This window comes from Flagellimonas oceanensis (assembly GCF_003992595.1).
Classification (GTDB): domain Bacteria; phylum Bacteroidota; class Bacteroidia; order Flavobacteriales; family Flavobacteriaceae; genus Flagellimonas; species Flagellimonas oceanensis.
In genome coordinates this window covers 256,437-280,624 of the sequence record NZ_RZNA01000040.1, presented here as the reverse complement: position 1 = coordinate 280,624, position 24,188 = coordinate 256,437, and the positions used below count along the sequence as shown (strand labels likewise).

The window sequence follows — 24,188 nt, the reverse complement described above, 5'->3', positions numbered from 1 at the left end:
GCTTGTCAATTGACGGGGTTTTTCAACAACTCCGGATTTTGATGAATTCTTGCGATAATTGGATGATCAAGAGTAAGAGGATTGACACCAATTTCAAAAATGATCACAACTACTTTTGATTACACATCTGAAAAAGAGATTTTTCAGTCCCAACAATCATTCTTTACTAATAACAACTTTAAGCGCTAATCCTTTACCACTTGTTGATAATTGGGCACAGGTTGCCTCCTAAAGATTCGCTTCGACCAGCACTTTCAATTCTTCATCCAAACTGCATTCCGGAAAAGGTTTGTCCGCTCGGCCATACCAGTAGCCAGCGTTCCACTTGTCACCTTCTTTTCGGTGCAGATAGGCATGAATCCAACTACCCATTGGGGAATGGAGATCTTGGACAATATCGTGTGATGCTTCCCAGTCCCCTTTTGCATCAAACCAAAGCGACTGTAAAGGTTCGGACCACTCCTTCGGCGGTGCATTGTGACTTAATGTACATTCAAATTCTTCGAAGGTTTTGGGTATCATACTTCCAGTTTTTGTAGAAATTCCTGTTCTGATATTATGGGAACCCCCAAATTTTCCGCTTTGGTGCGTTTACTGGGGCCCATTTTGTCGCCAGCGACCAAAAAGCTAGTTTTTGAGGACACGGACGATGCCACCTTGCCCCCATTGTCCTCAATCAATTTCTTCAAATCGTTTCTACTGATTTCGAATACTCCGGAAACCACAAATGTTTGCCCCTTGAGCAATTCAGTTTGATTTTCCAATTGCTCTTCGGACAACGAGAATTGTAATCCATGGGATTTTAATCGATCAATAATATCCTGATTGACAGGTTCGCTGAAAAATTTGATCACACTTTGTGCAATTCGCTCCCCTATCTCATCCACAGCAACCAATTGCTCTTGCGAAGCAGCCATTAAAGCATCAATGTTTTTGAAGGCTTTTGCCAGTTTTTTGGCCACCGTCTCCCCTACATACCGAATCCCCAGAGCAAAAAGCACACGTTCAAACGGAATCGCTTTGGATGCTTGCACGCCATTTACCAAATTTTCAGCAGACTTCTCCGCCATACGCTCCAATGGCAATATTTGCTCCTTGGTCAGGGTATAAAGGTCGGCATAGTCATCAATCAAATCTTCATTGAAAAGAAGCTCCACCGTTTCGCTGCCCAAACCTTCGATATCCATGGCCTTGCGGGAAATAAAATGTTGGATTCGACCAGTAATCTGGGTAGGGCACCCTGTATCATTTGGGCAAAAGTGTTGCGCTTCGCCTTCTTTCCTTATCAATTCCGTTTCACATTCCGGACAGTGTGTAATATACTCGGTAGGTTTCGAATCGGGATCTCGCTTCGTAAAATCAACCTTTACAATTTTAGGAATGATTTCCCCTCCCTTTTCCACAAAAACGGTATCGCCTTCGCGAACATCAAGCTTCGCAATTTGATCGGCATTGTGCAACGAGGCTCGTTTTACCGTTGTTCCTGCCAATAAAACTGGTTCCAGATTAGCTACAGGTGTAATGGCCCCCGTACGCCCAACTTGATACGTAATCTTATTTAGCTTGGTAATCGCCTGTTCCGCCTTGAATTTGTATGCCATGGCCCATCTTGGCGACTTGGCCGTGTACCCTAGCTCCTCTTGATGCTGGATGCTGTTTACCTTAACTACTACCCCATCAGTCTCGTAAGGCAAGTCGTGCCGATGTACCTCCCAATAATCCGCAAACTGCATGACCTCTGCGGTGGATTTGCAAAGCTTGGCCACCGTGGGTACTTTGAACCCCCATGACCGTGCTTTTTCCAATACTTCAAACTGGGATGCAACTCCCAGATTATCGCCCGCGATGCTATACAACAGACATTCCAAAGGTCGTTGGGCCACCAAGGCACTATCCTGTAATTTTAAACTGCCCGATGCCGTGTTTCTTGGGTTCATGTAAGGGTCTTCACCAGCTTCAACACGCTCTGCGTTCATTTTGGCAAATCCTTCGAGCGTTAGGATAATTTCCCCACGAATATCAAATTTTGGTGGATAATCCCCTTTCAATTGCAAGGGAACTGACTTTATAGTCTTGATGTTGTTGGTCACATCATCCCCTTGAAAGCCATCGCCCCGGGTAACTGCTTTTACCAATTGCCCGTCTTCATACGTTAGACTGATGGAAGCTCCATCATACTTTAATTCACAAGTGAACTCTACCTCAACATCTCCCAAAATCCGTTGGATGCGCTTTTCCCAATCTTCCAAGTCCTCTTTGGAATATGAATTGTCCAAAGAATACATGCGATGCTCATGGGGAACGGTTTCAAAGTTTTTGGTAACCATCCCTCCCACACGCAAGCTTGGTGATGTTGGGTCTTGAAATTCAGGGTGTTCCGCCTCCAATTTTTGGAGTTCCTTGAGTTTCATATCAAACTCATAATCGGAAATGGACGGCTCATCGAGCACGTAATATTTATAATTGTGTTCCCTTAGTTCATCACGCAGGGAGATTATTTTTTGTTCTATACTCATTGGTTTTCTTTATCAGGATTAAAAAACACCCCTAAAGTCCCCTCGAGGGGACATTTGCTTTTAGCTTTCTGTCATTGCCAAACATATCTTTTCGCAGTTCAATTTCTGAAAAATTACGGGCATGGAAAAGTGCTTTGGTCTCCTCTCCCAAATATTGATTGATTTCAAAATACAACTTTCCCTTTTCGGAGAGATGCTTTTCTGCAAAATCGATAATTGCCCTGTAAAACAACAACGGGGCTTCGTCTGGTACAAACAAAGCCGTTTTCGGCTCAAAGTCCTTTACATTCTTTTGGATTCCCTCCTTCTCCAACTCCCTGACGTAGGGCGGATTGGAAACGATGATGTCAAAATCAAGTTCAAGTTCAATGTCAAGGATATCTTCGTGCAAAAATGTGATATCCACTCCATTTGATGCTGCATTTTTCCGAGCCACGTTCAATGCACCTTCGGATACATCCAAAGCAAACACTGTGACATTGGGAAGATGCTTTGCTAAAGCAATAGCGATACAGCCACTTCCTGTTCCGATGTCTAAAATTCGTAAAGAATGGTCGTTGAGCATAGTCGAAATGACGCTTCGGCTCCGCTCAGCGTCCGATTTAAACTGTTCTTCCATCTGACAATCATCCAAAATCCATTGCACCAATTCTTCCGTCTCAGGGCGAGGTATCAACACGTTTTCATCCACCTGAAGCTCCAAATCCATAAAATGGGCCGTGCCCAAAATATATTGAAGGGGTTTTTCCAACTTCAATTCGGACAATACTTCAAAAAGCGGTTGTTCCTCTTCCTTGGTCAAGGTAATTCCAGGCTGAATGGCCAGAATGAATCGTTCCAGGTTCAGGTAATGTTCAATACAAGAATAGAAAAAGGAATCAATTTCTTCCTTGAGATAGATTCCACCCAACTCTTTATGGTAAATGTCTTTGATTTCTTTTAGGAGCATTACAGTTTTTTAAGCATCCAAACGGGGCAGGAAAAATGTCCCGTATTTCCCATGGGGGCATCTATATATTCAAAACCGTTTCTTTTGTACAATTTTTGGGCAGCTTCCATGTAAGGCATGGTTTCGAGATAGCATGCTTCAAAACCGAATTCCTTTGCCTTGTCCAAACAAGCCTCAATCATTTTGGCACCAAGTCCTTTGCCCCGAGCCTCCTCCAAAAAGTACATTTTTTGAAGCTCGCACACGTTTCCCTCATAGTTATCCAATTGTGCTACACCCGCACAACCGATTACTTTGCCTTCTTGTTCCACTACAAAATATGTTGCTTTTGGCACATTATAATTGGAATACATATCATCCAAAGCTTTGTCGGCATAAGCGGTGCCAACTTTGGGCACACCCATATCCTCAAAAACCTTTCGTATTACCTGGGCTACCTGTGCATTGTCTTCGGGGGTTATTTCACGAATCACCGTATCTCCCATTCTTTTTTTATTGTTCTATTTTTGCGGTGTGAATATACATCAAAAATACATCCTTCGCTGCATGGAACTGGCCAAAATAGGACTTGGAACAACAGCTCCAAACCCTATGGTGGGATGTGTGATCGTGCACAACAATAGCATCATCGGAGAGGGATTTACCAGCCCCTACGGAGGTCCACATGCTGAAGTGAATGCCATTAACTCTGTCAAGAATAAGGACTTGCTGAAAGAAGCATCCCTATATGTTACCTTGGAGCCCTGCTCCCATTATGGCAAAACCCCTCCCTGCGCTGATTTGATTGCCAAACACCGACTCAAAGAAGTTTTTATAGGTTTGAAAGACCCGCATGATAAAGTGGCTGGCAAGGGCATTGAAAAATTGGAGAGTGCTGGTTGCAAAGTCACAGTGGGTGTTTTGGAAGCTGAATGCAGGGAACACCACAAACGGTTTTTGACCTTTCAAGAAACGAACCGTCCTTATATAATTTTAAAGTGGGCAGAGTCGGATGATGGTTTTTTGGCCCCCAATGCCTCCGAGCGAAGCAATAACCCTGAACCCTTTTGGATCACCAATTCCCATTCCAAACAGTTGGTGCACCAATGGCGAAGCCAAGAACAGGCCATTTTGGTCGGAACAAACACGGTTTTGGAGGACAATCCCAAGCTGACCACTCGCAACTGGGCGGGCAAAAATCCTATCCGTGTGATTTTGGACAGGAGTTTGAAGATTGATTCAAACTATCATGTTATGGACAAATCGGTTCAAACCATCATTTTGACAGCCGTCGAAGATGCATCACAATATATAGGAGGTATTGAATATGGAGTAATCGATTTTTCAGAGAATTTGGCCCATCAAATTTGCAGTGCGCTCCATCAACATAACATTACCAGCGTAATTATTGAAGGCGGAGCAAAAACGCTTCAAACTTTTATCTTTGAAAACCTTTGGGATGAAGCCCGTATTTTTAAAGGTGCTGTTTGTTTTAAAAATGGTTTGCCTGCTCCTAAATTCCAGGGAACTTTACAGCTTCAAAAAAAGATATTGACAGATACCCTATCCGTTTACAGCAATGATTAAAAACATAATTCTCGATTTTGGCGATGTGCTCATCAATCTGGACAAACCTGCGACGGCTAAAGCTATGGTGCAGCACGGTTTTACCGAAATAACCCCCAGTTTAGAAAGTCTATTTCAAAATTATGAGAAAGGACTCATGGCTTCTTCTGACTTTTTGGATGAAGTTTCCACTCACTTCCCCAAAGCCAGCAGGGAATATTTGACTAACGCGTGGAACTCCATTTTACTGGATTTTCCCGAACACCGTTTGGAATTCATTGAACAGTTTGCTGCAGAAAATGTATATAAAATGATATTGTTGAGCAACACCAATGACCTGCATATTGAACGTGTGAGGGAACAAATGGGCGCTGAACGATTCAATAGGTTCAAAAATGCATTTGATGTGTTTTACCTAAGTTATGAAATGGGTATGCGTAAACCAGATGCCGAAATTTTTGATTTTGTTCTCCAAGAAAACCAACTTACAGCGGAAGAAACCTTTTTTGTGGATGATGTAAAGGAGAATACCGATGCTGCAGCCACCTTAGGAATTAACGTTTGGAACCTTCAAGTGGGCCGAGAGGATGTAACCCAGCTAAAATCAAAATTATAAATGGTATATCTGATTCTGAGCGTTTTGAGCTCGACTTTGATTTTTGTGGTCTTTAAACTGTTCGATGTTTTCAGAATCCAGACGCTTTACGCCATCATTACCAATTATGTGGTAGCCTGTGCCGTTGGGTTCTTTTTGTATGATGGTCCCGTTGGCGTAAATGACTTCACCTATAAACCTTGGCTCATCGGTCCTATATTATTAGGTATACTTTTTATTGTCATCTTTAATTTGATGGCTCGTACCGCACAGGTCTCAGGTGTTTCCGTAGCCTCGGTGGCCACCAAAATGTCACTGGCCATTCCCGTAGTGATGGGAGTCCTTTTATATGGTGAGCATTTAAGTGCTTTACAGATTATCGGGATTGTTTTGGCGCTGGTCGCCGTGTACTTGGCTTCCATTAAAGAGAAGAGCATTAGGATAGACCGAAAAGCACTGATACTACCTTTATTGGTTTTTCTGGGCTCAGGTATTATCGATACGAGCATCCAGTATTTTGAGGAAATCCATTTGACCGATCAAGAGATTCCCGTGTTCTCTTCCATGATTTTTGGTTTTGCTGCCTTGACCGGTTTTATTTTTATCGGTATAAAGGCAACTAAAATCCCCTTGAAAATCAACCTGAAAAACATTGTGGGAGGAATTGCTCTTGGTGTACCCAACTATTTTTCCATTTACTTTTTGATTCGCGCCCTACGGGCTGACATTTTGAGCAGTGCCGCCATCTTTACCTTAAATAATGTTGCCATAGTGATGTTCTCCACACTTTTCGGAATAGTTTTGTTTAAAGAGAAACTAAGTCTTAAAAACTGGAGCGGTGTCGCCTTGTCCGTTTTGAGCATAATATTGGTAGCTTTGTTCTAATGGAGAAAAAAGAGGATGCTTATAGGACTGTTACCAAAACTTCACCCGAGATATTATATAAGGACAGAAAGAGCAAATTCTACGCTCAAGTACACCCCATTGCTTCAGAGGATGATGTAAAACCGATTGTAGAGGAGCTTCGAAAAAAGTATCATACGGCCAATCATGTTTGTTATGCTTGGCAACTGGGAACAGAAAACCCTATGTACAGGGCCAATGATGATGGCGAACCGAACAATTCAGCCGGAATGCCCATTTACGGACAAATACAATCCTTTGATGTGACCAATGTACTGATTACCGTTACCCGAATCTTTGGAGGCACCAAACTTGGGGTCGGCGGATTGATACAAGCCTACAAAACGGCTGCTCAAATGGCGTTGGAAAGTGCCAAGATTGTCAAAAAAACCATCAAGACGAAATTGCGGTTACAATTTGAGTATCCGGCAATGGATATAGTGATGCGTACCATCAAACAAAAAAACCTGGACATTGTGTCCCAGAAAATGGAATTGGATTGTGAACTGGTTATTTCGGTCCGATTAAGTGAATCGGAAGAAGTTTTTCAACTTTTCGATGAAATACATGGAGTGGATACGACTATGATGGATTAATTGAATCGAAAACCGCCTGGGTTGTTAAATCCAGGACCGCTTCGCTGAAAGATACAAGAACAAAGACTCACCAATCCCAGGACCTGACTTCTGACTTCTGACTTCTGAAAAAATTCAATCATCCAACTTTTCCAAAATATAATCTGGACATTTTATGGGCCTGCCGGTTTTTTTATCCATAAAGGCCAAAACTGTATTTGCGGTGGCCAATAATTCCCCCGCTTCGTTGATTAGTTTATAATTGAATTCAATTTTGACCAAGGGTTTGGATTTGAGTTGCGTCTCCACAGTTAACAAATCATCATACAGCGCAGACTTTTTGTAATCAATATGTAAAGAAATTACGGGCAGCATCACACCATTATCCTCCATACTCTTGTAAGTGATTCCCATCGCTCTTAACCACTCTACTCGACCCAATTCGAAGTACTGTGCATAATTACCGTGGTAAACAACACCCATTTGGTCGGTTTCTGCATAACGAACCCGAAAAGAATATGAATTTAGACCCATTTTTAGCTGAAAAATTATATATTTAGAGGCTCGCTTATTTTAAGGGCAACATGCGAAAAAAAAACAAAACTTTCAATGACAATTTCATTTTTTTTTTAAAAGATTTGTTCACATATTTGTCGCATCCAATAAGCATCCTATAATCCTTTAGATGCTTACTCTTAAGTTTAAAGCTAACCATTAAAACAAGGAAAAACTTCTATGAGTGCTACTGCTAATTCCGTATGGAACAACTGTTTGGCTTTTATCCAAGATAACATCCAACCGCAGGCATTCAAAACATGGTTTGAACCCATCAAACCTATAAAACTAACTGATAAGGCACTAAGCATTCAGGTTCCCAGTAAGTTTTTCTACGAATGGCTCGAAGAACATTATGTAAAGCTTCTTAAAGTTGCCATGACCCGTGAGTTGGGTAGCAACGCTAAGCTGATCTACGTTATAAAAATGGAAAACAAGTACGGTAACAAGGAGCCTTTTACGGAACAGATTCCAAGTTCCAACCGTACCGCTGTGGGACCTCAGGAATTGGATGTGCCGATTACCTCCAAAAGTCCCGAACTTAAAAATCCATTTGTGATTCCTGGAATTCGAAACATTAAAATTGAATCCCAGTTAAATCCCAACTATAATTTTGATAATTTCCTGGAAGGCGATTCCAACCGCTTGGCACGTTCAGCAGGAATGGCTGTGGCCAACAAACCGGGAGGAACATCCTTTAACCCATTATTGGTTTTTGGTGGCGTCGGTTTGGGTAAGACCCACTTGGCCCATGCAATTGGGGTTGAAATAAAAGACAAGTATCCAGAAAAGACGGTACTCTATATTTCGGCGGAGAAATTCACGCAACAATATATAGAGTCGGTAAAAAAGAATACCCGAAACGATTTTATCCATTTTTACCAGTTGATAGATGTACTTATCATTGATGATGTACAATTTCTATCCGGCAAATCTGGAACTCAGGATGTATTCTTCCATATTTTTAACCACTTGCACCAAAATGGTAAGCAGGTAATATTGACATCGGACAAAGCTCCTGTGGATATGCAGGATATTGAGCAGCGTTTGCTCTCCCGTTTCAAATGGGGTCTTTCAGCAGAATTGCAAAGTCCAGATTACGAAACCCGTGTGTCCATCTTGAAAAACAAATTGTACCGAGATGGGGTTGAAATGCCCGAAGATATCATCGACCATGTGGCCAAGAACATCAAGACCAATATCCGTGAACTGGAAGGTGCCATCATTTCCTTGATTGCACAATCTTCTTTCAACAAACGCGAGGTTACTTTGGAACTGGCCCAACAAGTAGTGGAAAAGTTCGTGAAAAACACGAAGCGCGAAGTCTCCATTGACTACATTCAAAAAGTAGTATCCGATTACTTTGAAATGGATGTGGCCACGCTTCAGTCCAAAACCAGAAAACGCCACATTGTACAAGCCAGGCAATTGGCCATGTTCTTTGCAAAGAAATTTACCAAGGCGTCTTTGGCCAGTATTGGTTCACAAATTGGAAAACGCGATCATGCGACCGTGCTCCATGCCTGCAAAACGGTGGATAACCTTGCTGAGACCGATAAGCAATTCAGAAAGTACATTGAGGACTTAAGCAAGAAGTTCTCTTAATATTCACAACTCATTTATGAAAACCAAAGTTTTGATGGTCTGCTTAGGAAACATTTGCAGATCACCATTGGCTGAAGGCATTCTGCAATCTAAAGTGGATTCTGAAGCCGTTTTCGTGGATTCCGCAGGGACGGCCGGATATCATGTAGGTAATCCGCCCGACAAACGCTCCATTGCTGTAGCCAAAAAATATGGCTTGAACATTACTCATCAAAAGTGTAGAAAGTTTTCCAGACAAGACTTTTTGGAGTTTGACCACATCTATGTCATGGACCGAAGCAATTTTTCGGATGTGGCCAGTCTTGCCACAAACAAAGAGGAAGCCAGCAAAGTAAAATTGTTGTTGAGCGAGGTTGAAGTAGGCATACAAGAGGTTCCTGATCCCTACTATGGAGGCGAAGATGGTTTTGAAAATGTATACCAAATGATCGATAGGGCTTGTGAGGCAATTGCGAAAAAGCTAAATTAAGCCCATGCAAGAGGAAAAACCGGGTTTAGTAATGGGGAAAATCTATTTGATTCCCACCACCTTGGGAGACAATGCTCCTTTGGAGGTGTTGCCCATATCGGTAAAAGGAACCATTGAACGCATTGACCACTATATTGTGGAAAACGAAAAGACTGCCAGACGATTCATCAAACGGGTAAGTCCCAGCAAATCACAACCCGAACTCCACTTACAACCCCTGAACAAATATACCAAAGCAGAGGAAATTCCTTCGTTTTTAGACCCTTGTATCCATGGGCATGATATCGGGATTTTATCTGAGGCTGGATGCCCGGGAATTGCCGACCCCGGCGCCGATGTAGTTCGTGTTGCCCACGAAAGAAGGATACAGGTGGTGCCCTTGGTAGGCCCCTCCTCTATTTTGATGGCAATGATGAGCAGTGGGATGAACGGACAAAACTTTGCCTTTAATGGTTATTTGCCCATTGACAATACAGAACGAAAGAAGATGGTGAAAGGTTTGGAACGATTCTCCCGCGACAAAGGACAATCCCAAATTTTTATGGAGACGCCTTACCGAAACAACAAATTGGTGAAAGAGCTATTGAAAACGCTCCATAAATCTACCCGCTTGTGCATTGCTTGCGACATTACTTTACCAACGGAGTTCATCTCCACCAAAAGTGTACATGAGTGGAGCGAAATTGAGATAGACCTCGATAAACGACCGACAATCTATATTATTCAAGCATAAAAAAAGCTCCGAAATCCGGAGCTTTTTTTAAATAGTAATTCTTAGCCTATTATACCTTGGCATTTTTCTGCTGCTTGATATTGGAAATATCGTAGCCCGCAAACTTTTTCATGTAATACGAAATGTTACTTCCGTAAGCATCAGTTACATCATTTTGCCCGTACGATCGTAGATACTTTTTGACGTTTCCTGCTCCAGCCAAATGTGCTGCAGCTAGTATACCCGACTCCGTAACCTTGATTCCTCCAATGGTTTTTCCGTTAAAACGCTTAATGTCTCTTCTCAGAATCCACTTGTTTCGGGCAATATTGGCCTCAAAAGCCTTTTCCTGAAGTTCTGGGTTTTCCAGAAAATCATCCATATCGTAAACGCCCATCAAATGCAAGGTACTACTACCAAACTGGTATTTACCTAAATAGCCCAATGTGTTTACTCTATGATATTTACCCTGGGATTCTTTAAAAGCGAGCGCTTCCTTAAAGCCATTGAAGGCTTTGCCCAGAAAAGGAGGGGTTACCTCGTCCTCGTCATCGTCAATAAGTGCAATGGAATCTTGCGGTGCAAAAAATTCCAAATTGGTCGATACCTTTAATGATTCCGGAATTTCAACATCCACTTTTTTCATTACAGTATACGTTCCAAAACTTGTCAAAACTACAATCATGGCAAGATGCAGTATAAAACCTATCCATCTTTTCATATTGTTCATATTTGTGATCTCGATACATATACGTATCAAAAATCAATTTGGCCGGCAAATATAGGAGGAGTTTGTAGAATGGGTACCCTAAAGCTCATAAAGATTTCTTAAATCAGCCTTAAAATCCGTTAAAGTGATGAAAATCAACGATAAAGAGTGCTATCTCATTACTTTTTGTTGGTTCAACCAACGGATGTATTGCACTTTATTTCGGTTGTGTTGCGCCAAAGTTTTGGCAAACATGTGATATCCAAAGTTGGAAACATCGACCACAAAATAAAGATAATCGTGCTTTTCGGGGTTCAAAACCGCATCAATGGATGATATGTCCGGCATCGTAATCGGACCGGGCGGGACACCTGCATATTTATAGGTGTTGTATGGGGAATCCATCTCCAAATCACGAAAAAGCACTCTTTTTATGATAGTATCATAATTGCCCGTTTCTTTTTTGATGGCATAGATTACCGTGGGGTCAGCTTGAAGCAACATCCCCCTTCTTATCCTATTAAGGTATACGCCAGCAACTCGAGGGCGTTCATCCACTTTAGCGGTTTCCTTTTGCACTATGGCTGCCAAGGCAGTAACCTCGTTAGGGCTGAGACCCAAGTTTTTTGCTTTTTGCAAACGCTCCTCGTTCCAGAAACGATCATACTCGGTTTTCATCCTGTCTCGAAAGCTCTCGGCATCGGTATTCCAGAAAAACTCGTAGGTGTTGGGAATATACATTGCGAGTTTGCTATCCTCATTAAACTTGGATTCCTTCAAAAAATCGGGATCATTAAAGGTTTGAACAAGTGATAAACTATCGGCTTCAATTTGTTCAGAAATCCTTCCAGCCAATAAGGCAACCGATTCTTGATTATTAAAAGATACCTGTACAGGAATATTAGCGCTGCGTAGGGTATTGATGATCTCGTTATTGTTCATCCCTTTTTTCAGTGCATATTTCCCAGCCTTAATATTGGTAATGTATCCTTTGCGCTTGGCAACCGCTTCAAAAGTGGACAAATCCTGCAATAAAGGCTCCAATGAGGTTTTAACATCTGAAAATGTAGCATCAGAAGCAATATAAACATATGCCTCATCATTATTGAACAGGGTGTTGGGGCTAAAAATGGCACTATAGATTTGATAGGAGATAAAACCGCAAATCAACAGCCCAAGAATGGCGGTTGCCCAAAGTACTTTTTTAAGATTCATCTGTGTTGATCTTTTGATACATTATTTCGTTCTTGAACCCTTTACTGGTCCGTATCCATTCTTTTTTAACGCCGATTTCCTCAAAACCCATTTTTTGAAACAGGTGGATACTAGCTTCGTTATCCTCCAAAATATTGGCGTACAGCTGATGCATGTCCAAATTGGAAAAAGCATAGTTACACAAAAGTGACAAAGCTTCCGCCCCAGCCCCCTTGTTGCGATCTCCCGGTTCAACAATTATGATTCCAATGCCTGCTCGGCGGTGTTTGGGGTCAAAATCAAACAAATCAATCAGCCCAATACACTCATCTTGATGATTACTGATGCACAATCGCAATTGCTTCACATCATAAATATCCCTATGGGCATTGTCCAAATATAATTGCAGCACTTTTTTGGAATAGGGCTTTAAGGTGCCGCTTACCTCCCAAACCGATGTGTCATTTTCCAGTTTGTAGAGAAAATCGAGGTCGGTGGGCTCCAAGGCCCTTAAATAAACTTGTTTTCCTTTTAGATTGAGCATTCGATGGTTCCTTTAAATACTTGTATCGCTGGACCTTTTAGAAAGATATTGCTGTATTTCCCGTCCTTTTTCTCAAAAGAAATGGTCAAATCTCCCCCAATGGTTTTGATATGAACTTCATTGGCAGCGGTTTTACCCGATTCGTGCATGGCCAAGGCCACTGCTGTTACACCAGTACCGCAAGAGTAGGTCTCACCTTCCACTCCCCTCTCATAGGTCCGTACTTCGAAAGTGTTTTCGTTGGTCTGTTCCACGAAATTGATATTACTTCCAGGCTGACCATATAATCCGTAACGGAGTTTTTTGCCTTCTTTTTGTACATCAAACTTTTCCAATTCTTTCACGATTTGCACATGGTGTGGTGAACCTGTGTCCAAAAAGCTATGGTTTTGTTTCTCATGGATCTTATCCACGTTCACCATTTTCAAGTTCACGATATCCCCTTCGATCGTTGCATGATGTAGCCCGTCGACTGCATTGAAGATTGCTTCTTTTTCAAAAACTCCCAAATAGTGCGCAAAAGCAACCAAACATCTTCCTCCATTTCCGCACATACTGGCCTCTGCACCATCAGAATTAAAATAGACCATCTTAAAATCCGACATATTGTCATTTTCCAATAGAATCAATCCGTCAGCTCCTATGCCAAATCTTCGGTCGCAGAGTTCTGCCACCAACTTGGTATTGTTTTTGGGAAATATTTGTTGACGATTGTCGATAATTACGAAATCGTTCCCCGTTCCTTGATATTTAAAAAACTGTAGTTCCATATTCACATCTGCAAAGGAACAAAGATATGGGATTATTTAAGGTTTTTTTTGGAGTTAAAACAGCGTTAAACCAACCTAATCGAAAATTGAAAACTTTTAATTTTGTTAGAGCTTAATGTTAAATAATTATTGAATTATGAAGAAAATAGCGAGTTTATTCCTAGTATCCGTATTTGCTGGTGCAATTACGCTGGGAGCTTACAAATTATTTTTTGAGAAAGAAAGCTATAAGTTGGTCACTTCGGAAGAAGAAACACCCTTTGTTACTACGAGCAACTTGAACACTTCGGCCAAAGGTGCTGGAATCAACGAAGCTGATTTTACCATTGCTGCCGAAAAAACGGTCAACTCGGTAGTGCACGTTAAAAATATGACGATGAGCAGTAGAGGGCCATCCAACATAGCCGAATTCTTTTATGGATATGAACGTAAATCAACCCCACAAGTAGGGACTGGATCAGGAGTTATCATTTCTCCTGATGGATATATTGTGACCAACAACCACGTTATCTCGAATTCCAGTCAATTGGAAGTGGTGCTGAACAACAACAAATCCTATGAGGCGGAAGTAATAGGTACAGATCCCGATTCCGATATCGCCCTTTTGAAAATTGATGCCGAAGATACCCTTCCCTATCTGGCCTTTGGGGATTCCGACAACACCAAAATCGGCGAATGGGTATTGGCCGTAGGCAACCCGTTCAACCTAACATCCACAGTTACCGCCGGGATTGTAAGTGCCAAAGCCAGGTCACTTTCTAGAACTGGGGCGCAATCCTTTATCCAAACCGATGCAGCCGTAAACCCTGGAAATAGCGGTGGCGCTTTGGTAAACACAAATGGCGACCTTATTGGCATCAATACTGCCATTACTTCGCAAACAGGCTCTTATATCGGTTATGCCTTTGCGGTACCTAGCAATATTGCCAAGAAAGTGGTGGAAGATATCATGGAATTCGGTAATGTTCAGAAAGGACTTTTGGGTATTTCCGCAGCCAACACCAAATCGAGGGCGGCCATAGAAATGGGGCTCGATGAGCTTGAAGGTGTTTACGTGGCTGGTGTTGAAGAAGAATCAGGCGCTGATGAAGCCGGTCTACTGGAAGGAGATGTCATCAAAAAAGTTGATAATATCGAAATTGTTAAGTTTTCGGAACTTACAGGATACCTCTCTGCCAAAAGACCCGGCGATATCGTGCAGGTAACCTTGGACCGCGACGGAAAAAGCTTGGTTAAAAATGTAACCCTGAAAAAACAGAACAGCGTTATTCTCCCAGCTACTTCTTTTAAGGTAAAGAATTTGTCTAAAGCCGACATGAAGAAATTCGGAGTTTCCAAAGGAGTGAAGATTACCGATGTGCCCGAATCCTATGCCAGGTACAATCTAGTCAACAAAGTTATCATCGCTTTGGATGGCGACCCGATTGAAAATATAAATGATGCCAAAGAACGTTTTGGCAACCTATCACGATATGGAAGAACCAGTTTTACCATGATCAATGAGAATGGTGAAAAGGAACACATGATTCTTCAGTAAAAAGTGCTGAAAAAACACTTAAAAGCGTCTTGGAAAAGGCGCTTTTTTTATATCGAATATGTTTTACGAAAACGTTTGAAATATATAATTTAGCCAAAAATAAACTGCACAACCGCAACCTATATCCATGAGTGACAACATATCTTACGAAAAAGAGCTGGCCTTTCAGGCAGACAGGAGAAAAGCAACCACCGAATTCATAAAAATCATCAGCGACCTATGGTACGATAAGGCCATTGAAGTGGTGCTGTTCAAAAATCAAATCATAGATAAAAATGTAAGCGACATCATCAACCTACATGAATACGCTGGGGAATTTGTACAAAAACCCATGTCCATTTTTGATTCCGTGGAAATTTTAAGGGCGATAAACGACATCAACCTTCCTCCTGCCAAGTTGGATATTGGGAAATTGACCTACGAGTACAATTCCAACCAGAACGCACACTTGAATGTAAAGGCCTTTGTCATCGACAAGTTAAAAGATGCCCAATCCTCCAAGGCCATAAAGCCCAAGGATGTAGTGCTTTACGGTTTTGGACGCATCGGTCGATTAGTGGCCAGAGAGCTTATGGCAAAAACAGGGCGAGGCAGCCAATTGCGATTACGGGCCATTGTTATCCGAGGTGAATTGAACAGAGAGGTTCTTGAAAAAAGGGCTGCACTACTCAAAACCGATTCCGTTCACGGACCGTTCACAGGTACTGTGGATGTTGATGAAGAAAAGCAAGCGTTGGTAATCAACGGAACCACCGTGAAAATCATAAGCGCCAATCAACCTGAGGATATCGACTACACCAAACATGGCATCATCAATGCCTTGGTCATCGACAATACTGGGGCTTTTAGGGATAATGCCGCATTGTCCAGACATCTGAAATCAAAAGGAGCCAGTAAAGTGCTCTTGACCGCACCGGGAAAGGAAGTTCCCAATATCGTGCATGGTGTGAATCATAAGGATTTTGACCCCGATAAAACCAAAATCTATTCTGCCGCTTCATGCACCACCAATGCCATTACTCCCATCTTAAAAGTAATTGAGGATTCTCTGGGCATCAAAAAAGGACATTTGGAAACCATCCACGCCTACACGAACGACCAAAACTTGGTGGACAACATGCACAAAAAGTACCGCAGAGGTCGTGCTGCCGCCCTCAACATGGTAATTACCGAAACCGGGGCTGGCTCTGCCGTAGCAAAGGCCCTTCCTTCATTAAAGGGTAAATTGACCTCCAATGCGATTCGAGTTCCCGTTCCCAACGGCTCCTTGGCCATCCTTAATCTGGAGATAAAGAACAAGACCTCAAAAGAAGGAGTGGATACACTGATTAAAAAATATGCCTTGGAAGGGGATTTGGTAGAGCAGATTAAATACGCCTTGAGCAACGAACTGGTTTCTTCAGACATTGTAGGTACAACAGCACCATCCATTTATGACAGTAAGGCCACCATTGTATCGCCTGGAGGTAAAAATATTGTGCTCTATATCTGGTATGATAATGAGTACGGCTATTCCCATCAAGTGATTCGATTGGCAAAATATATCGCCAAAGTTCGCCGTTATACGTATTATTAGTGGATGTAAATTGTTCAAAGAAGCGATTTTCTTTTTTTGAAATTTGCTATATTGATGTAATTTCGTCCCACCCTTAATCTAAATTTAATACGAGAACCTTATTGAACATGAAGTATTTACGCATTTTATTTGCCTTAGCCTTACTTATCCCAACCTTGGCAATCCATGCCCAGGAAGAAGAATCCACTGAAGAAACGGACAACACCCTTAGAGGGCAGTTGGAAGAACTGGAAAGGAAATCGGGAAATTATCGGGCCAATGGCATCCGTTATGAAGTCGTCAAGTTATCGGACCTCTATGAAACCAAAAAGAACATTTTTGATTCCATAGACACTGCCAACAAGACCATCAAGGATTTGTCGGCCACCATTACGGCCAATGATGCTGAAATCGAAGACCTAAACGGTAAATTACAGGAAACCACCAATAAGCTCAATGCTGTTACCGAAGAAAAAGACAGTATTTCTTTCTTTGGTGCCCTGATCAGTAAAGGGACCTATAACTTTATATTATGGTCCATCATTTTTGGACTGTTATTACTCTTGTTGTTCTTTATTTATCGCTTTAGGAACAGTAATTTCTTGACACAACAAGCCAAATCCGCTCTTGCTGATTTGGAAGAGGAATATCAGAACCATAGACGAAGAGCTTTGGAGCGCGAACAAAAAATCAGTCGTCAGCTTCAGGACGAATTGAACAAGCAGAAAAAATAAGAGCTAGAGGCTGTCTAAAAAGCAACAAAATTTTGGTTTTTGTCAGGTTGAGCGCAGTCGAAACCTCTTGATGGTCAAAATTGACTTTGGTTCTCGACTGCGCTCGAACTGACAGTTAACTAACTTTTAGAATTTAGTCCCTTTTTTTTATATCAGAGTTGTTGTCAGCATTCACTACTTTTGAGGCTGAAATCAATACCCAGTAGCCATGTCCATGCGGATAGACATTATTACCGTACTTCCTGAACTTTTAAAGAGTCCTTTTGAAGCCTCCATTTTAAAACGAGCCATCGAAAAAGGATTGGTGGAAGTACACTTACACAACCTAAGGGACTACTCCATTGGAAACTACAAACAGGTGGACGACTATCAGTTTGGTGGTGGCGCAGGTATGGTCATGATGGTAGAACCAATCGATAAATGTATTTCCGAACTCAAAGCAGAACGGGATTATGACGAAGTCATTTATATGACCCCCGATGGAAACACCCTTAATCAAGGGATGGCCAATGAGATTTCCATGAAAAAGAACATCATTGTGCTCTGTGGCCATTATAAAGGTGTGGACCAACGGGTAAGGGATATGTTCGTGACCCGTGAAATCTCTATAGGCGATTATGTATTGTCTGGAGGTGAGTTGGCCGCTGCCATTTTGTGCGATGCCGTGATTCGTTTGTTACCTGGCGTCTTAAATGATGAAACCTCTGCCCTGACCGATACATTTCAAGATAATCTTTTGGCCCCGCCCGTGTATACCCGGCCCTCGGAATATAAAGGTCATAAGGTCCCTGATATTTTACTGAGCGGCAATTTCCCAGAAATTGAAAAATGGCGTGAGGCACAAGCTTTGGAGCGTACCCAAGAAAGAAGGCCTGACCTTTTGGAAAAATAAATCAAAAAGCCAAAAAACAACTTGTTATTTCTAAATAATAGATTAGTTTTGCAATCTCAAAATCAACCTCTGACGAAATCCGTGAAAGTTGGTCTTGCAAAAAACATTAAAAAAAACAAAAATGGAATCCTTAATAAAATTTGTTGAAGACGAATTTGTTCCAAAAAAAGAATTTCCAAAATTTTCAGCTGGTGATACCATCACTGTTTATTACGAAATCAAGGAAGGTGAAAAAACACGTACCCAGTTCTTTAAAGGTGTAGTGATACAACGTAGAGGAAGTGGTGCCACTGAAACTTTTACTATTCGCAAAATGTCCGGTACTGTAGGTGTGGAAAGAATTTTCCCAGTGAACATGCCAGCTTTGCAAAGAGTTGAAGTCAACAAAAAAGGTAAAGTACGTAGATCTAGAATCTTCTACTTTAGAGGTCTTACCGGTAAAAAGGCCCGTATCAAAGAGGTTAAGGGATAATCACTATTCCATACAACATGAAAGAGCACCCATTTCGGGTGCTTTTTTTATGAACAATTGTTAATAACCTCGGTTCATATCGTGTTGATTTTTAATGCTTTGAAAAGTTGCTAATTTTACTTTTCCGTTCTACTTTAGTCGAAGATATGAAAGTGATACCATCACAATCGTGTCGATTTAAAGTTGACGTTCTTTAAAACTGTGGATTCCCTTTTAATTGGTAACACTACTGATCACAAAAGGAATTTCGAATAAGGAGGAGTTTAGGCAAGACCTTATGAGAAATCATGAATTTTATGTGCGAATGGAAGAGCAATTTTCCATTTTGATAAAGTTTAGGAATACAACAGTACACTTTGCAGAATGTAGTTTAGTTGAAAAATTAAGAGCATAGCAAAGCAAACGTCGAAAGGGCAAAAGAGCAATCAAATAGATTGCGGTTTTGGTACCACCAAACAAATCTTGAGTCCTATCTGAAAGCCATATCTTTCGTAAAAAAAAGATATGGCTTTTGTTTTTTCACAAATTCGCACCAAAAACTCACACTTTTAGCCACTTCCATTCGTGCTTCACCGTCCATAAATCGTATATTTGCAACCGCTCAAACAAATACATTTAAATGGCTAAACTTTATTATACCAAAACAGACGAGGCTCCCGCCTTAGCAACATTATCTTTCTTACCCATTGTAAAATCCTTTACCGAAACCGCCAGTATTACCGTAGAAACCAAGGACATCTCTTTGGCCGGTAGAATTGCTGCCGTGTTTCCTGAATTGTTGACCAAGGACCAACAAGTTTCCGACGATTTGTCCATCTTGGGCGAACTCGCCAAAACCCCAGAGGCCAACATTATCAAACTTCCGAACATTAGTGCTTCCATTCCGCAGTTAAAAGAAGCCATTGAGGAACTTCAAGAAAAAGGGTACAAACTACCGGACTACCCGGATGAGCCCAAAACTGACGAGGAAAAAACCATCAAGGCCAAATACGACAAAGTAAAAGGTAGTGCCGTAAACCCTGTACTCCGCGAAGGAAACTCAGACAGACGTGCTCCCAAGGCCGTAAAAAACTACGCCAAAGCGCATCCACACACCATGGGCGAATGGTCATCCGATTCCAAGACCCATGTAGCTACCATGTCTCACGGGGATTTCAAAGCCAACGAAAAATCATTGACCTTGAGCAATGCTGACGAAATCCGTATTGAGTTAGTGGGCGCAGACGGCAGTACAACCGTATTAAAAGACAAACTTTCCCTTTTGAAAGGCGAGGTTATCGATGCCACGGTAATGAGCAAAAAAGCATTGGTTGAATTCTTGACAAAGGAAATTGCCGATGCAAGAGAGAAAGGCATCTTGCTTTCACTACACTTTAAAGCTACCATGATGAAGGTCTCTGACCCTATCATTTTCGGACATGCTTTGGAAGTGTATTTCTCTGAATTGTTCAAAAACTATGGGGATACTTTCGAGAAATTGGGAATCAATCCAAACGATGGCCTGGAAACCTTGTTGGATAAAATCGGAAAGTTGCCCCAAGATCAGCATAAAGAAATCGAAGCAGCCATAAAGAATAGCATCGACAACGGACCTGATTTGGCCATGGTCAACTCCGACAAGGGAATTACCAACCTACATGTACCGAGTGATGTGATCATTGATGCTTCCATGCCTGCCATGATCAGAAACTCTGGTAAAATGTGGGACAAGAATGGAGAGCTTCAAGACACTAAGGCCATCATACCCGATAGTAGTTACGCCGGGGTGTATCAAGCCACCATCGATTTTTGTAAGGAAAACGGTGCTTTCGATCCTACAACCATGGGAACAGTGCCCAATGTAGGTTTGATGGCCCAAAAAGCCGAAGAGTACGGTTCTCACGATAAAACTTTCGAAATCGAAAAAGCTGGAACCGTAAAAGTGGTCAATGCAGCAGGTGTAACATTGATAGAGCATGCTGTTGAGAAAGGCGATATCTGGAGAATGTGCCAGGTAAAAGATGCCCCTGTTCAAGATTGGGTCAAATTGGCTGTGTCCCGTGCAAGGGCTACAGGTGTACCAGCTGTTTTCTGGTTGGATGAAAACAGAGCCCACGATGCTGAATTGATCAAAAAAGTAAATCTTTACCTTAAAGACCACGATACAGAAGAATTGGATATCAGAATCCTTTCCCCTATCGAAGCCACCAAGTTTACCTTGAAGCGCATGAAGGAAGGGAAAGATACCATTTCCGTATCCGGTAACGTGCTGAGGGATTACTTGACTGACCTCTTCCCTATTTTGGAAGTGGGAACAAGTGCAAAAATGCTTTCCATTGTTCCATTGATGAACGGTGGTGGATTGTTCGAAACCGGTGCTGGTGGTTCCGCTCCAAAACACGTAGAGCAATTTTTGGAAGAAGGTCACTTGCGATGGGATTCACTTGGTGAGTTCTTGGCATTGGCCGTTTCCTTGGAATTCTTCGGAGATAAGAACAACAATGCAAAAGCACAAGTACTTGCCGATGCATTGGATAAAGCAACCGAAGAGTTCTTGAACCAGGATAGATCACCTTCCAGAAAGGTAAACGAAATAGATACGCGTGGAAGCCACTTCTACCTTGCACTATACTGGGCAGAGCAATTATCCAAACAGAGTAAGGATGAAGAACTAAAAGCTATTTTCAGTAAGGTTTACGATGCCATGTCATCGAACGAAGAGAAAATTGCCCAAGAGTTGATAGACGCACAAGGCTCACCTATGGATATCGGAGGATATTATCTTCCAAATCCAGAAATGGCATCCAAAGCCATGCGTCCCAGTGAAACGCTAAACAGTATTTTGAGTTCCATTGGATAAACAAAACAAGCTATAATCACTCGTAAAGGCAGTTGAAATTTCAGCTGCCTTTTTTTGTTGGATATGTTAAATAACCTATGGTTTACCTCTTTCCTTTTTACTGTTCTCCATAAATGCGTATTTTTAAACAAACCAATCGAATGCCCAGACATTATCTCGCATTGTTGCTAGCCCTGTTTGGGCATTTTTTCATATTACAAGCCCAAGAAAAATACACCTTGAGCGGTACTATTTCCGAAGCGTCCAGTAACGAAACATTGATTGGAGTGACCGTTGCGGTTTCCGAACTCAAAACAGGAACCACCACAAACGAATACGGTTTTTATTCCATAACACTTCCCGAAGGCGAATACCAAATCGTAGTGAGTTATCTGGGTTTTCAGGAAATCGTTGAAAACATCACGCTAGACCGAGATGTAAAGCAGGATTTCAACTTAGTTGAGAGAGCTGAGGCATTACAAGAAGTGGTCGTGACCGACAATGTGGAAAAACTGGACATTCGAAAACCCCAAATGAGCGTTACATCGTTGGCATCCAATACCATCAAGGAAATTCCAGTGGTGCTCGGTGAATCCGATGTCATAAAATCACTATTACTTTTGCCCGGGGTTACCAGTGCCGGGGAAGCTTCCTCTGGGTTCAACGTGAGGGGCGGTGCTGCAGACCAAAATTTGATTCTATTGGATGAAGCAACCGTGTTCAACTCCTCCCATCTTTTCGGTCTCTTTTCCGTCTTCAACCCTGATGCCATCAAAGATGTTAAACTTTTCAAAGGAGGTATTCCGGCACGTTATGGCGGAAGGGTTTCATCCGTGTTGGACATCTTTCAAAAAGAAGGGAACAGCAAAGAATTTAAAGTAAACGGAGGTATCGGGGCCGTGGCAAGTCGATTGTTGATTGAAGGCCCCATCCAAAAAGACAAAACTGCATTTTTGGCGGGTGGACGAGCTTCCTACGCACATCTGTTTCTACCCTTGTTCGATATCGACAACAAGGCGTATTTCTACGATTTGAACACCAAAATCAATCATAAAATCAACGAGAACAACAATATTTTCCTTTCAGGCTACTTCGGAAGGGACCTGTTCAATATCAGCGATAGATTTGTGAACGTGTATGGCAATGGGGTGGGCAACCTAAGATGGAACCATCTGTTTTCGGATAAACTTTTCTCCAACCTCTCCTTGATTTATTCCGATTATTATTACGGTTTAGAGCTTGATTTTGTAGGATTTGAATGGAACTCTGGAATCCAAAACTTTAATGTTAAATACGATTTGAAACACTATCTTAACAACAAGCTCCAGATGAATTACGGAATCAACAGCATTTACTACGTATTCAACCCCGGAAAAATAGTACCCAATAGCCCGGATTCTGGTATCGTCGAGGATCAGCTTACTAAAAAATACGCCAACGAGAATGCAGCTTATATTGATGTGGAACACGAGATTACGGATAATTTAAGTGTTGAATATGGGTTGAGGGTAAGTCAGTTTAGCAGGTTGGGGCAAGACGAGTTTTTTGTTTATGCCAATGATAATCCCGTGGAGTTTAATTCATTTTCGCAGACCTATCGTGAAGCAGAACCCATAGATACAATTCATTCCGGAAGAGGTGGAACCCTTGAAACCTTTTTTAATTGGGAGCCCAGGATTTCCATGTCGTACACCTTCAAGGAAAATAATTCCATAAAAGCAAGTTATACCAGATTGGCACAGTATCTTCACCTTATTTCCAACACCAGCTCCCCTACTCCTTTGGATGTTTGGACACCCAGTGGCCCCTTTGTAAAACCACAGTTGTTGGATCAATTTGCCGCTGGATATTTCAGAAATATTGATGAGGGGGCTTATAGTTTGGAGGTCGAGACTTTCTACAAGACCATTCAAAACCGTATTGACTATATCGATGGTGCCAACCTGATAGCCAATGATGCCATAGAACAAATCATACTGAATGGGGAGGCAAGAGCGTACGGATTGGAGCTATTGCTACGCAAAAATGAAGGACGATTCAATGGCTGGCTGGCCTACACGCTTTCCAAGTCTGAACAACGGACACCAGGAAGGTCCAGTTCGGAAACAGGCATCAATATGGGGGAATGGTACAACACACCCTATGACAAAACACACGACCTTTCCATTTACGGCAGCTTTGAACTCAATGAAAAATGGAGTTTCAATGCCAATTTCATCTATCAAACAGGGCAACCTACCAATTACCCCATTGGCCAATTTGAATTTGAGGATGTGACCATCCCCTATTATGGCTTACGCAACAAGGAAAGGCTTCCCGATTACCACCGATTGGATATTTCAGCAATTTTGACCCCGAAAAGGAACAAGGGCAGAAAGATTCAATCGGAGTGGGTCTTCAGTCTTTACAATGCTTATAGTCGTAAAAATGCGGCATCCATCAATTTTAGGGAAAATGAGGACACCGGACGAAACGAAGCCATTCGAACATCGATTTTTGGTATCATCCCATCGGTAACCTATAACTTTAAATTCTAACG

General features: G+C 41.9%; 23 protein-coding genes. 14 read left to right on the top strand and 9 right to left on the bottom strand.

The annotated features are described in order from the left end of the window. Positions 1-228 precede the first annotated feature (228 nt). The 4 genes from EO132_RS11010 to EO132_RS10995 are packed head-to-tail and all read right to left on the bottom strand — an operon-like array spanning position 229 to position 3,950. Complete coding sequence (locus EO132_RS11010; RefSeq protein ID WP_127137896.1) at positions 229-522, bottom strand: hypothetical protein; 294 nt, start codon at positions 520-522, stop codon at positions 229-231. Further along, positions 519-2,516, bottom strand: a complete 1,998-nt coding sequence (gene ligA / locus EO132_RS11005) for an NAD-dependent DNA ligase LigA (protein ID WP_127137895.1) — start codon at positions 2,514-2,516, stop codon at positions 519-521. The genes EO132_RS11010 and ligA overlap by 4 nt, the downstream gene beginning before the upstream one ends. Before the next feature lie 31 nt (positions 2,517-2,547). Continuing rightward, positions 2,548-3,465, bottom strand: a complete 918-nt coding sequence (gene prmC / locus EO132_RS11000) for a peptide chain release factor N(5)-glutamine methyltransferase (RefSeq protein ID WP_127137894.1) — start codon at positions 3,463-3,465, stop codon at positions 2,548-2,550. Beyond that, complete coding sequence (locus tag EO132_RS10995; protein ID WP_127137893.1) at positions 3,465-3,950, bottom strand: GNAT family N-acetyltransferase; 486 nt, start codon at positions 3,948-3,950, stop codon at positions 3,465-3,467. The genes prmC and EO132_RS10995 overlap by 1 nt, the downstream gene beginning before the upstream one ends. Before the next feature lie 28 nt (positions 3,951-3,978). On the opposite strand from EO132_RS10995, the gene ribD reads away from it, so the two are divergent. From ribD to EO132_RS10975, 4 genes are read left to right on the top strand one after another with little or no spacing between them, the layout of a single operon-like run. Beyond that, positions 3,979-5,031: a bifunctional diaminohydroxyphosphoribosylaminopyrimidine deaminase/5-amino-6-(5-phosphoribosylamino)uracil reductase RibD gene (gene ribD / locus EO132_RS10990; protein ID WP_164732325.1), complete on the top strand. Its 1,053-nt coding sequence runs from the start codon at positions 3,979-3,981 to the stop codon at positions 5,029-5,031. Next, positions 5,024-5,626 carry an HAD-IA family hydrolase gene (locus EO132_RS10985; RefSeq protein WP_127137891.1) on the top strand — a complete coding sequence of 201 codons (603 nt, stop codon included), beginning with the start codon at positions 5,024-5,026 and terminating at the stop codon, positions 5,624-5,626. Before ribD ends, EO132_RS10985 begins: the two co-directional genes overlap by 8 nt. Further along, positions 5,627-6,490 carry a DMT family transporter gene (locus tag EO132_RS10980; RefSeq protein ID WP_127137890.1) on the top strand — a complete coding sequence of 288 codons (864 nt, stop codon included), beginning with the start codon at positions 5,627-5,629 and terminating at the stop codon, positions 6,488-6,490. Then, entirely contained in the window at positions 6,490-7,104 is a 615-nt protein-coding gene (locus EO132_RS10975) for an IMPACT family protein (protein ID WP_127137889.1), read from the top strand. The genes EO132_RS10980 and EO132_RS10975 overlap by 1 nt, the downstream gene beginning before the upstream one ends. Positions 7,105-7,218: 114 nt before the next feature. Here the strand turns inward: EO132_RS10975 and EO132_RS10970 are convergent, their stop codons facing one another. Beyond that, complete coding sequence (locus EO132_RS10970) at positions 7,219-7,617, bottom strand: acyl-CoA thioesterase (protein ID WP_127137888.1); 399 nt, start codon at positions 7,615-7,617, stop codon at positions 7,219-7,221. A 201-nt stretch (positions 7,618-7,818) separates the two neighbouring features. Here EO132_RS10970 and dnaA point away from each other — a divergent pair, with 201 nt between their 5' ends. The 3 genes from dnaA to EO132_RS10955 are packed head-to-tail and all read left to right on the top strand — an operon-like array spanning position 7,819 to position 10,445. Further along, on the top strand, positions 7,819-9,243 hold the full coding sequence (gene dnaA, locus EO132_RS10965) for a chromosomal replication initiator protein DnaA (RefSeq protein ID WP_108244696.1): 1,425 nt from the start codon (positions 7,819-7,821) through the stop codon (positions 9,241-9,243). Positions 9,244-9,259: 16 nt separating this feature from the next. Then, the gene (locus EO132_RS10960) at positions 9,260-9,712 is read left to right on the top strand and encodes a low molecular weight protein-tyrosine-phosphatase (RefSeq protein ID WP_127137887.1); all 453 of its coding nucleotides are present in this window, start codon (positions 9,260-9,262) and stop codon (positions 9,710-9,712) included. Positions 9,713-9,743: 31 nt separating this feature from the next. After that, entirely contained in the window at positions 9,744-10,445 is a 702-nt protein-coding gene (locus tag EO132_RS10955) for an SAM-dependent methyltransferase (protein WP_235856437.1), read from the top strand. A gap of 49 nt (positions 10,446-10,494) precedes the next feature. Here EO132_RS10955 and EO132_RS10950 read toward each other — a convergent pair whose 3' ends face one another. From EO132_RS10950 to dapF, 4 genes are all read right to left on the bottom strand, one after another. After that, the gene (locus EO132_RS10950; RefSeq protein WP_127137885.1) at positions 10,495-11,145 is read right to left on the bottom strand and encodes a hypothetical protein; all 651 of its coding nucleotides are present in this window, start codon (positions 11,143-11,145) and stop codon (positions 10,495-10,497) included. Positions 11,146-11,304: 159 nt separating this feature from the next. Beyond that, positions 11,305-12,348 carry an endolytic transglycosylase MltG gene (gene mltG, locus EO132_RS10945; RefSeq protein WP_127137884.1) on the bottom strand — a complete coding sequence of 348 codons (1,044 nt, stop codon included), beginning with the start codon at positions 12,346-12,348 and terminating at the stop codon, positions 11,305-11,307. Then, complete coding sequence (locus EO132_RS10940) at positions 12,338-12,871, bottom strand: GNAT family N-acetyltransferase (protein WP_127137883.1); 534 nt, start codon at positions 12,869-12,871, stop codon at positions 12,338-12,340. The genes mltG and EO132_RS10940 overlap by 11 nt, the downstream gene beginning before the upstream one ends. Continuing rightward, positions 12,859-13,641, bottom strand: a complete 783-nt coding sequence (gene dapF, locus EO132_RS10935; protein ID WP_127137882.1) for a diaminopimelate epimerase — start codon at positions 13,639-13,641, stop codon at positions 12,859-12,861. Before dapF ends, EO132_RS10940 begins: the two co-directional genes overlap by 13 nt. 136 nt (positions 13,642-13,777) lie before the next feature. Here dapF and EO132_RS10930 point away from each other — a divergent pair, with 136 nt between their 5' ends. From EO132_RS10930 to EO132_RS10900, 7 genes are all read left to right on the top strand, one after another. Continuing rightward, on the top strand, positions 13,778-15,178 hold the full coding sequence (locus tag EO132_RS10930) for a S1C family serine protease (RefSeq protein ID WP_127137881.1): 1,401 nt from the start codon (positions 13,778-13,780) through the stop codon (positions 15,176-15,178). A 127-nt stretch (positions 15,179-15,305) separates the two neighbouring features. Further along, on the top strand, positions 15,306-16,754 hold the full coding sequence (locus EO132_RS10925; protein ID WP_127137880.1) for a glyceraldehyde-3-phosphate dehydrogenase: 1,449 nt from the start codon (positions 15,306-15,308) through the stop codon (positions 16,752-16,754). Between the two features lie 107 nt (positions 16,755-16,861). Then, positions 16,862-17,467 carry a tRNA (guanine-N1)-methyltransferase gene (locus tag EO132_RS10920; protein WP_127137879.1) on the top strand — a complete coding sequence of 202 codons (606 nt, stop codon included), beginning with the start codon at positions 16,862-16,864 and terminating at the stop codon, positions 17,465-17,467. A 214-nt stretch (positions 17,468-17,681) separates the two neighbouring features. Continuing rightward, positions 17,682-18,359 (top strand): tRNA (guanosine(37)-N1)-methyltransferase TrmD, encoded by a 678-nt coding sequence (gene trmD / locus EO132_RS10915; protein WP_127138012.1) that lies wholly within the window; start codon positions 17,682-17,684, stop codon positions 18,357-18,359. 121 nt (positions 18,360-18,480) lie between these two features. After that, positions 18,481-18,831, top strand: coding sequence for a 50S ribosomal protein L19 (gene rplS / locus EO132_RS10910; protein WP_014031354.1), 351 nt, complete (start codon positions 18,481-18,483; stop codon positions 18,829-18,831). Positions 18,832-19,450: 619 nt separating this feature from the next. Continuing rightward, positions 19,451-21,670, top strand: coding sequence for an NADP-dependent isocitrate dehydrogenase (locus EO132_RS10905; protein WP_127137878.1), 2,220 nt, complete (start codon positions 19,451-19,453; stop codon positions 21,668-21,670). 140 nt (positions 21,671-21,810) lie between these two features. Next, positions 21,811-24,186: a TonB-dependent receptor gene (locus EO132_RS10900; protein ID WP_235856436.1), complete on the top strand. Its 2,376-nt coding sequence runs from the start codon at positions 21,811-21,813 to the stop codon at positions 24,184-24,186. Positions 24,187-24,188: the final 2 nt, after the last annotated feature.

Excerpts from the sequence above, each read along its gene's own strand:
- dapF (WP_127137882.1), bottom strand. The coding sequence starts at position 13,641 with ATGGAACTACAGTTTTTTAAATATCAAGGAACGGGGAACGATTTCGTA.
- EO132_RS10925 (WP_127137880.1), top strand. The coding sequence starts at position 15,306 with ATGAGTGACAACATATCTTACGAAAAAGAGCTGGCCTTTCAGGCAGAC.
- EO132_RS10950 (WP_127137885.1), bottom strand. The coding sequence starts at position 11,145 with ATGAAAAGATGGATAGGTTTTATACTGCATCTTGCCATGATTGTAGTT.
- EO132_RS10955 (WP_235856437.1), top strand. The coding sequence starts at position 9,744 with ATGGGGAAAATCTATTTGATTCCCACCACCTTGGGAGACAATGCTCCT.
- EO132_RS10995 (WP_127137893.1), bottom strand. The coding sequence starts at position 3,950 with ATGGGAGATACGGTGATTCGTGAAATAACCCCCGAAGACAATGCACAG.
- EO132_RS11010 (WP_127137896.1), bottom strand. The coding sequence starts at position 522 with ATGATACCCAAAACCTTCGAAGAATTTGAATGTACATTAAGTCACAAT.
- EO132_RS10900 (WP_235856436.1), top strand. The coding sequence starts at position 21,811 with ATGCCCAGACATTATCTCGCATTGTTGCTAGCCCTGTTTGGGCATTTT.
- prmC (WP_127137894.1), bottom strand. The coding sequence starts at position 3,465 with ATGCTCCTAAAAGAAATCAAAGACATTTACCATAAAGAGTTGGGTGGA.
- trmD (WP_127138012.1), top strand. The coding sequence starts at position 17,682 with ATGCGGATAGACATTATTACCGTACTTCCTGAACTTTTAAAGAGTCCT.
- EO132_RS10960 (WP_127137887.1), top strand. The coding sequence starts at position 9,260 with ATGAAAACCAAAGTTTTGATGGTCTGCTTAGGAAACATTTGCAGATCA.
- EO132_RS10920 (WP_127137879.1), top strand. The coding sequence starts at position 16,862 with ATGAAGTATTTACGCATTTTATTTGCCTTAGCCTTACTTATCCCAACC.
- EO132_RS10975 (WP_127137889.1), top strand. The coding sequence starts at position 6,490 with ATGGAGAAAAAAGAGGATGCTTATAGGACTGTTACCAAAACTTCACCC.
- EO132_RS10940 (WP_127137883.1), bottom strand. The coding sequence starts at position 12,871 with ATGCTCAATCTAAAAGGAAAACAAGTTTATTTAAGGGCCTTGGAGCCC.
- EO132_RS10930 (WP_127137881.1), top strand. The coding sequence starts at position 13,778 with ATGAAGAAAATAGCGAGTTTATTCCTAGTATCCGTATTTGCTGGTGCA.
- EO132_RS10985 (WP_127137891.1), top strand. The coding sequence starts at position 5,024 with ATGATTAAAAACATAATTCTCGATTTTGGCGATGTGCTCATCAATCTG.
- rplS (WP_014031354.1), top strand. The coding sequence starts at position 18,481 with ATGGAATCCTTAATAAAATTTGTTGAAGACGAATTTGTTCCAAAAAAA.
- ligA (WP_127137895.1), bottom strand. The coding sequence starts at position 2,516 with ATGAGTATAGAACAAAAAATAATCTCCCTGCGTGATGAACTAAGGGAA.
- dnaA (WP_108244696.1), top strand. The coding sequence starts at position 7,819 with ATGAGTGCTACTGCTAATTCCGTATGGAACAACTGTTTGGCTTTTATC.
- EO132_RS10970 (WP_127137888.1), bottom strand. The coding sequence starts at position 7,617 with ATGGGTCTAAATTCATATTCTTTTCGGGTTCGTTATGCAGAAACCGAC.
- EO132_RS10905 (WP_127137878.1), top strand. The coding sequence starts at position 19,451 with ATGGCTAAACTTTATTATACCAAAACAGACGAGGCTCCCGCCTTAGCA.
- EO132_RS10980 (WP_127137890.1), top strand. The coding sequence starts at position 5,627 with ATGGTATATCTGATTCTGAGCGTTTTGAGCTCGACTTTGATTTTTGTG.
- mltG (WP_127137884.1), bottom strand. The coding sequence starts at position 12,348 with ATGAATCTTAAAAAAGTACTTTGGGCAACCGCCATTCTTGGGCTGTTG.